The sequence below is a fragment of the Thiobacillus sp. genome, assembly GCF_024708915.1.
The window spans coordinates 1-1,111 of the sequence record NZ_JANJXQ010000262.1 but is presented as its reverse complement, the minus strand read 5'-3'; the positions used below and the strand labels follow the sequence as shown (position 1 = coordinate 1,111).

General features: G+C 66.7%; 1 protein-coding gene. It reads right to left on the bottom strand.

The window, feature by feature from the left end:
- Nucleotides 1-1,111, bottom strand: a 1,111-nt coding sequence (locus tag Q0L94_RS17510) for a glutamate synthase central domain-containing protein (RefSeq protein WP_296755906.1), incomplete at both ends; no start/stop codon positions are given.

Genomic DNA, 1,111 nt, shown 5'->3' with positions numbered 1-1,111 from the left:
TCGATCGGCGGGTTGGTGACCTGCGCGAACTGCTGGCGCAGGTAGTCGAACGGCGAGCGCACTTTCTGGCTCAACACCGCCATCGGGGTGTCGTCGCCCATCGAGCCGATCGCCTCGGCGCCGTCTTCGGCCAGCACGCGGATGATCTGGTCGCGCTCCTCGAAGCTGACGTTGAACAGCTTCTGGTGCGTCAACAGGCTGGCGGCGTCCATCAACGGCAGGTCGGCGTCCTGGTTGATCGGGAGTTCCAGCTTGACTGCGCTCGACTTCAGCCATTCGCGATACGGCTGGCGGCCCTTCAGCTCGTTGTCGATGTCTTCCGGCATCAGCAGGCGGCCGGTTTCGAGATCGGCGGCGACCATCTGGCCTGGTTTGACGCGGCCCTTGCGCTCCACGTTCGCCGGGTCGATCGGCCACACGCCCACTTCGGAGGCGATGGTGAGAATGCGGTCCTTGGTCAGCACCCAGCGCGCGGGCCGCAGGCCGTTGCGGTCGAGGGTGCAGACGGCGTAGCGGCCGTCGGTGAGCACCACGCCGGCGGGGCCGTCCCACGGCTCCATGTGCATCGAGTTGTATTCGTAGAAGGCGCGGATGTCGGGGTCCATCGACTCGACGTTCTGCCAGGCCGGCGGGATCACCAGGCGCAACGCGCGGAACAGGCCCGCGCCGCCCATCACCAAGCCCTCGACCATGTTGTCGAGGCTCATCGAGTCCGAGCCCTTGGTGCCGACGATGGGGCGGATGTCGTCCATGTTCGGGATCAGCGGGGTTTCGAACTTCTGTTCGCGCGCGCGGCTCCAGTTGCGGTTGCCCTGCACCGTGTTGATCTCGCCGTTGTGCGCGAGATAGCGGAACGGCTGCGCCAGCCGCCACTGCGGCCAGGTGTTGGTGGAGAAGCGCTGGTGGAACACCGCCAGGCTGGAGGCAAAACGGGCGTCGCTCAGGTCGGGGTAGAACACCGGCAGCTTGTCCGGCATCACCAGGCCCTTGTAGCTGATCACGCGGCACGACAGCGTGGGCAGGTAGAACACCGGGTCGGCGGGCTCGAGCGCCTTCTCGGCCTGGCGGCGGGCGATGTAGAGCTTGCGCTCGAAGTCGTCCTCGCTCATCC